The sequence below is a fragment of the Streptomyces sparsus genome, from assembly GCF_054776295.1.
Genome location: NZ_BAAHCA010000176.1, coordinates 1 through 7,280, shown reverse-complemented (window position 1 = coordinate 7,280; position 7,280 = coordinate 1). Strand labels below are relative to the sequence as shown.

General features: G+C 70.9%; 5 protein-coding genes. 1 reads left to right on the top strand and 4 read right to left on the bottom strand.

The genetic code is table 11. The features are described from left to right. From opcA to tkt, 4 genes are all read right to left on the bottom strand, one after another. Positions 1 to 960, bottom strand: a 960-nt coding sequence (gene opcA, locus ACYVE9_RS11235) for a glucose-6-phosphate dehydrogenase assembly protein OpcA (protein WP_461027641.1), incomplete at its 3' end; no start/stop codon positions are given. Next, entirely contained in the window at positions 957 to 2,495 is a 1,539-nt protein-coding gene (gene zwf / locus ACYVE9_RS11230; protein WP_461027640.1) for a glucose-6-phosphate dehydrogenase, read from the bottom strand. The genes zwf and opcA, both read right to left, overlap by 4 nt. 5 nt (positions 2,496 to 2,500) lie before the next feature. Then, entirely contained in the window at positions 2,501 to 3,619 is a 1,119-nt protein-coding gene (tal, locus tag ACYVE9_RS11225; RefSeq protein ID WP_461027639.1) for a transaldolase, read from the bottom strand. A 36-nt stretch (positions 3,620 to 3,655) separates the two neighbouring features. Further along, entirely contained in the window at positions 3,656 to 5,743 is a 2,088-nt protein-coding gene (tkt, locus tag ACYVE9_RS11220) for a transketolase (protein ID WP_461027638.1), read from the bottom strand. A gap of 509 nt (positions 5,744 to 6,252) precedes the next feature. Between tkt and ACYVE9_RS11215 the strand changes: the two genes are divergently transcribed. Beyond that, complete coding sequence (locus ACYVE9_RS11215; protein WP_461027637.1) at positions 6,253 to 7,197, top strand: heme o synthase; 945 nt, start codon at positions 6,253 to 6,255, stop codon at positions 7,195 to 7,197. The last annotated feature ends 83 nt before the right edge of the window (positions 7,198 to 7,280 follow it).

Sequence of the window (7,280 nt, the reverse complement as noted above, 5' to 3'; positions counted from 1 at the left end):
CGGTGCCGGCTGGCCGGCCGGGGTGGGGGTCGGGCCGCCGTCCAGCTTGCTCAGCCCGTGGCAGAGCGCCTCGTGGTACGCCTCGTCCGGGTCGAGGCGGCGCAGTTCCTCGGCGATCAGGTCCGCGGTGGACCGCCGGTGCAGCGCCACCTGGCGGTCCGGCTGGCCGGGCACCGAGAGGTGCGCGACCGGGCTGTCCGAGCGGTTGAGGCAGATCTCGCCCTCGGCGCTGTCCAGCCGGACCGCGGTGATACCGGGGCCCGCGGAGACGTAACGCTCCACCGGGATCCGGAGCCGGGCCGCGAGCCACAGGGCCAGCAGGTCGACGCTGGGGTTGTACTCCTCGCCCTCGACGACCGCGGCGGTCAGGGTGCTGTGCCGCTGGTCGAGCGCCGCGGCCAGCACGCTGCGCCACGGGGTCACCCGGGTCCAGGCGAGGTCGGTGTCACCGGGGCTGTAGGTCTCGGCACGCCGGTCGAGCGCGACCACCGGGTCCTCGCTGGCGGCCGCGTCCGTGATGCGGCGCTGGGCGAGCACACCCAGCAGGTCCTTCGCCGGGTTCTCTGGGGCGTCCTCCGGCCACCAGACCACCACCGGGGCGTCCGGCAGCAGCAGGGGCAGCACCACGCTGTGGGCGTGCGCGGCGAGCTCGGCGTGCAGCCGCAGCAGGACCGTCTCCCCCGTGCCCGTCTCCCCGCCCAGGCGCACCTCGGCGTCCAGCCGGGCTCTCGCCCGGTCCCGCGGCGAGCGCCCGGGCCGGCGGATGACCACCAGGATCCGGGAGGGGTGTTCCTTGGACGCGTCGTTGGCGGCCCGCAGCGCGTCGTAGTGGTTGCCCTCGTCGGTGACGATGACCAGGGTCAGCACCATGCCGACGGCCGGGAAGCCCGCCGCCCGCCGGGCCTTCACGAGTGCGGCGTTGACCTGGCTCGAGGTGGTGTCGGTGAGGTCGATGTTCATGGCCTGCGCCAGCTCCTGCCGTCGCGTGCGAGCATCTCGTCGGCCGCCTTGGGACCCCAGGTCCCGGCGGTGTAGGGCTCCGGCTTGCCGTGGTTGTCCCAGTACTCCTCGACGGGGTCGAGGATCTCCCAGGACCGCTCGACCTCCTGGTGCCGCGGGAAGAGGTTGGCGTCACCGAGCAGCACGTCGAGGATGAGCCGCTCGTAGGCTTCCGGACTGGACTCGGTGAACGACTCGCCGTAGGCGAAGTCCATCGTGACGTCCCGGATCTCCATCGAGGTGCCCGGCACCTTCGAGCCGAACCTGATGGTGACGCCCTCGTCCGGCTGCACCCGGATGACCAGGGCGTTCTGCCCGAGTTCCTGGGTGTCGGTGGTGTCGAACGGCGAGTAGGGCGCCCGCTGGAAGACGATCGCGATCTCGGTGACACGGCGCCCGAGGCGCTTGCCGGTGCGCAGGTAGAACGGCACACCCGCCCAGCGGCGGTTGTCGATCTCCAGTTTGACGGCCGCGAAGGTGTCGGTCTTCGACTCGGGGTCGATGCCTTCTTCCTCCAGGTAGCCGGGGACCTTCTCGCCGCCCTGCCAGCCGCCGGCGTACTGGCCGCGCACGGTGTGCCGGCCCAGGTCGCTCGGCAGCCGGACGGCGTTGAGCACCTTCAGCTTCTCGGTGACGAGGGCCTTGGCGTCGAAGGAGGACGGCTCCTCCATCGCGGTCAGGGCCAGCAGCTGGAGCAGGTGGTTCTGGATGACGTCGCGCGCCGATCCGATGCCGTCGTAGTAACCGGCCCGGCCGCCGATGCCGATGTCCTCGGCCATGGTGATCTGCACGTGGTCTACGTAGCTGCGGTTCCACAGCGGCTCGAACATCGTGTTGGCGAAGCGCAGCGCCAGGATGTTCTGGACGGTTTCCTTGCCCAGGTAGTGGTCGATGCGGAAGACCTCGCTGGCGCGGAACACGCCGTGCACGGTCTGGTTGAGCTCCTGGGCGCTCTTGAGGTCGTGTCCGAAGGGCTTCTCGACGACGGCGCGCCGCCAGGAACCCTCGGGCGCGTCGGAGAGTCCGTGCTTCTTGAGCTGCTGCACGACCGTGGGGAAGAACTTGGGCGGCACCGACAGGTAGAAGGCGAAGTTGCCGCCCGTGCCGCGCGCCTTGTCCAGTTCCTCGATGGTGCGCTTGAGGGTGTGGAACGCCTCGTCGTCGTCGAAGACGCCGGGCACGAAGCGCATGCCCTCGACGAGCTGCTGCCAGACCTCCTCGCGGAAGGGCGTGCGGGAGTGCTCCTTGACCGCGTCCCGCACCACCTGCGCGAAGTCCTCGTGCTCCCAGTCGCGCCGGGCGAAGCCGACGAGGGAGAAGCCCGGCGGCAGCAGACCGCGGTTGGCGAGGTCGTAGACGGCGGGCATCAGCTTCTTGCGTGACAGGTCGCCGGTGACACCGAAGATCACCAGGCCCGACGGCCCCGCGATGCGCGGGAGCCGCCGGTCCTGGACGTCACGCAGCGGATTGGCGTTGCCGCCGGAAGCGCTGCTCAACAGATCTACGCCTCCTTCGGTGCGAGACGCTCGAGCTCGGCCTGGGTGGAGGCCAGCAGTTCGTTCCAGGAGGCCTCGAACTTCTCGACGCCCTCGACCTCGAGCTGGTGCACGACCTCCTCGTAGGGGATGCCGAGCGCCGCGATGGCGTCCAGGTCGGCCCTGGCCTGCTCGTAGGTGCCGCTGACCGTGTCGCCGGTGATCTTCCCGTGGTCGGCGGTGGCCTCCAGAGTGGCCTCCGGCATGGTGTTGACCGTGTTCGGGGCGACCAGCTCGGTCACGTAGAGCGTGTCCGGGTAGGCCGGGTCCTTGACCCCGGTCGACGCCCACAGCGGGCGCTGGGCGTTGGCGCCCTTGCCCTCCAGGGCCTTCCAGCGGTCGGAGGCGATGACCTCCTCGTACGCCTGGTAGGCGAGCCGCGCGTTGGCCACTGCGGCCTTGCCCTTGAGCGCCGCCGCCTCGTCGGTGCCGAGCGCGTCGAGCCGCTTGTCGATCTCGGAGTCCACCCGGGACACGAAGAAGGACGCCACCGAGTGGATGCGGGAGATGTCCAGGCCCTTGGCGTCGGCCTGCTCCAGGCCCGCCAGGTAGGCGTCCATCACCGCGCGGTAGCGGTCCAGCGAGAAGATCAGCGTGACGTTGACGCTGATGCCGGTGGCGATCACCTCGGTGATCGCCGGCAGGCCGCCCTCGGTGGCCGGGATCTTGATGAGCGTGTTGGGGCGCTCCACCAGCCAGGCGAGCTGCCTGGCCTCGGCGACGGTCGGCGCCGTGCGGTGGGCCATGCGCGGGTCCACCTCGATGGACACCCGGCCGTCCCGGCCGCCGGTGGCGTCGTAGAGCGGGCGCAGGATGTCCGCTGCGTCGCGCACGTCCGCGGTGGTGATCATCCGGAGCGCCTCCTCGACGCTCACCCCGCGGGTGGCGAGGTCGGCGAGCTGCTTGTCGTAGCCGTCGCCGGACGAGATGGCCTTCTGGAAGATCGACGGGTTGGTGGTGACGCCGACGACGTGGTTCTGGTCGATCAGCTCGGCGAGGTTGCCGGACGTGATGCGCTGGCGCGACAGGTCGTCCAGCCAGATCGCGACGCCTTCGTCGGAGAGGCGCTTGAGTGCGTCTGTCATGGGAATTGCATCTCCTGTGGGTCGGTGGAACAGGCGTCAGCGGGCTGCGGCTTCGAGCGACTCCCTGGCAGCCGCCACCACCGCGTCCGAGGTGAGGCCGAACTCGCGGTACAGGGTCTGGTAGTCGGCCGACGCGCCGAAGTGCTCCAGCGACACGATCCGGCCGGCGTCGCCGACGAAGCGGTGCCAGGTCATGCCGACACCCGCCTCCACGGCCACCCGCGCCCGGACGGACGGCGGCAGCACGGCGTCGCGCCACTCCTGGTCCTGCTCGTCGAACCACTCGACGCACGGCATGGACACCACCCGGGTGGGCACGCCCGCGGCCTGGAGGGCCTCGCGGGCCTCCACGGCGAGCTGCACCTCGGAGCCGGTGCCGATGAGCACCACCTGCGGGGTGCCGCCCTCGGCCTCGAACAGCACGTAGCCGCCCTTGGCCGCGTCCTGGTTCGGCGCGTAGGTCGGCACGTTCTGGCGGGTCAGCGCGATGCCGTGCGGCGCCGGGTGCAGCGCGTGCCGGTTGATGACCTCGGCCCAGACCGTCGCCGTCTCGTTGGCGTCGGCGGGCCGCACCACGTTCAGGCCCGGGATGGTGCGCAGCGCGGCGAGGTGCTCGACGGGCTGGTGGGTGGGGCCGTCCTCGCCGAGACCGATCGAGTCGTGCGTCCAGACGTAGGTGACCGGCGCCTTCATCAGGGCGGCCAGCCGCACGGCGGGGCGCATGTAGTCGGAGAAGACGAGGAAAGTGCCGCCGTAGATGCGGGTGTTGCCGTGCAGGGCGATGCCGTTCATCACCGCGCCCATGGCGTGCTCGCGGATGCCGTAGTGCACGGTGCGGCCGTAGGGGTGGGCGCCGGGCAGGCTGTTGCCCTCGGGCAGGAACGACGTGTCGGCGATGGTGGTGTTGTTGGAGCCGGCGAGGTCGGCGGAACCGCCCCACAGCTCGGGCAGCACCTCGCCGACGGCCTTGAGCACCGCGCCGGACGCCTTGCGGGTGGCGACGTCCTTGCCCGGCTCGAAGCCGGGCACCGCGTCGCGCCAGCCGTCGGGCAGCTGGCGGGCGCGGATCCGGTCGAAGGTCTCGGCGCGCTCGGTGTTGGCGCTGCGCCAGGCGGCGAGCTCCTTGTCCCACTCGCCGTGCAGCTCACGGCCGCGGTCGAGGGCGGAGCGGGTGTGGGCCAGCACCTCGTCGTCGACCTGGAAGGTGCGCTCGGGGTCGAAGCCGAGCACGCGCTTGGTCTCGGCGACCTCCTCGGCGCCGAGCGCCGAGCCGTGGGCGGCCTCGGTGTTCTGCGCGTTCGGTGCGGGCCAGGCGATGATCGACCGGGCGGCGATCAGCGAGGGACGGGACGTCTCGGCGCGGGCGGCGACCATGGCCTCGTGCAGCGCCTGAGGGTCGAGGTCGCCGTTCTCGCCCTGCTCGACGCGCTGCACGTGCCAGCCGTAGGCCTCGTAGCGCTTGAGGGTGTCCTCGGAGACGGCCGTCTCGGTGTCACCCTCGATGGAGATGTGGTTGTCGTCCCACAGCATCACCAGGTTGCCGAGCTTCTGGTGGCCGGCCAGCGAGGACGCCTCGGCGGCCACACCCTCCTGGAGGTCGCCGTCACCGCAGAACACCCAGATGGTGTGGTCGAAGGGCGACTCGCCCTGCGCCGTCTCGGGGTCGTACAGGCCGCGCTCGTAGCGGGCGGCCATCGCCATGCCGACCGCGTTGCCGACGCCCTGGCCGAGCGGGCCGGTGGTCGTCTCCACGCCGACGGTGTGGTGGTACTCGGGGTGGCCGGGCGTCTTGCTGCCCCACGTGCGGAACGCCTTGAGGTCGTCCAGTTCGAGGCCGTAGCCGGCCAGGTAGAGCTGGATGTAGAGCGTCAGGCTGGTGTGGCCCACGGAGAGCACGAACCGGTCGCGGCCGGTCCAGTGCGGGTCGGCGGGGTCGTGCCGCATCAGCTTCTGGAAGAGCACGTACGCGGCCGGCGCCAGGCTCATGGCCGTGCCGGGGTGGCCGTTACCGACCTTCTGCACGGAGTCCATCGCGAGGACACGGACCGTGTCGACCGCGCGCTGGTCCAGTTCGGTCCACTGAAACGTCGACTCGGGATGTGTGGTGGTCGGCTTGCTGCTCACCCTGACTCAGGGCTCCTCTCCACATGACGGAAGCCGGTGACCTGTGCCGCACCGGGCGCTGTCGAGCCTACCCCTGACAGGTCACACAGCTTTTCGCGTGTTCGGACGTTGGTCACCCGTTCATCCGCGGACCACCGTTCAGTGGTACGCGCTGTTCCTCCGGACCACTCACCACCGTTCCCTCGACGACGCGCTCGTTCCCCCCGGGCCCGTGCGGGGCCGGGTGCTCGCTCCGTCGTCGGCCCGGGGTACCCGCCGGCCCGGGCACGGAAACCGCACCTGCCCGACCTCGGACGACCGGCGTTCGGGGCGGGGCGCGGACGGGTGACGGCGGCGGGCCGGAGGCGGCGTTCGCCGCGGCCAACACGAGCGACCCCCGGCGCGGGCGGCATCCGGCGGGCGTCTAAAGTGGCGTGGTACGTGCGAGTCCTCCACCGGGTCTGCACGCCGGTACTCGCTTGTTCCCCCGCGGCACCTCGCCGCGGATGTCGCTGTGATCAGGGGTGTTCGTGACGGCCGTCGAATCCCGTCCCGCGGGGACGCTCGAAACGGGACCCGGCCGCCGGGCACCTTTCGGCGTCAGGATCAAGGCGTTCGTGGCCCTGACGAAGCCCCGGATCATCGAACTGCTGCTCATCACCACCATCCCGGTGATGTTCCTCGCCGCGCAAGGTGTACCGGACCTCTGGCTGGTACTCACCACCTGTCTCGGCGGCTATCTCTCGGCGGGCGGCGCGAACGCGCTGAACATGTACATCGACCGGGACATCGACGCGCTGATGTCCCGCACCGCGCACCGCCCCCTGGTGACCGGTGTGGTGTCGCCGCGCGAGGGCCTCGTCTTCGGGCTCACCCTCGCGGTCGTCTCCACGCTGTGGTTCGGCCTGCTGGTCAACTGGCTGTCCGCCGCGCTGTCGCTCGGCGCACTGCTGTTCTACGTGGTCGTCTACACCATGATCCTCAAGCGCCGCACCGCGCAGAACATCGTGTGGGGCGGCATCGCGGGCTGCATGCCGGTGCTCATCGGCTGGTCCTCGGTGACGAACGAGCTGAGCTGGGCCGCGCTGGTGCTGTTCCTGGTCATCTTCTTCTGGACGCCGCCGCACTACTGGCCGCTGTCGATGAAGGTCAAGGACGACTACGCGCGCGTCGGCGTGCCGATGCTTCCGGTCGTCGCCTCGAACCGCACGGTCGCCCGGCAGATCGTGCTCTACAGCTGGGTGATGGTCGCCGTCTCACTGGCGCTGTGGCCGCTGGGTTACGTGGGCTGGTTCTACCCGCTGGTGGCGGCGGTGGCCGGCGGCTGGTGGCTGTGGGAGGCGCACGCCCTGCACTCCAGGGCCAAGGCCGGCATCACCGGCACCAAGCTCAAGGAGATGCGGCTGTTCCACTGGTCCATCACCTACGTGTCGCTGCTGTTCGTCGCCGTCGCCGTCGACCCCTTCATCCGCTAGTTCCTCCGCTAGTTCCTCCGCCGGCCCCCGGGCCCTCCCCCGCCCCGAAGCCGCCGCGCCGTTCCCCTCCGCCGGGAACGGCG

Bases quoted from the DNA above. Each gene is read 5' to 3' on its own strand.
- tal (WP_461027639.1), bottom strand. From the start codon at position 3,619: ATGACAGACGCACTCAAGCGCCTCTCCGACGAAGGCGTCGCGATCTGG.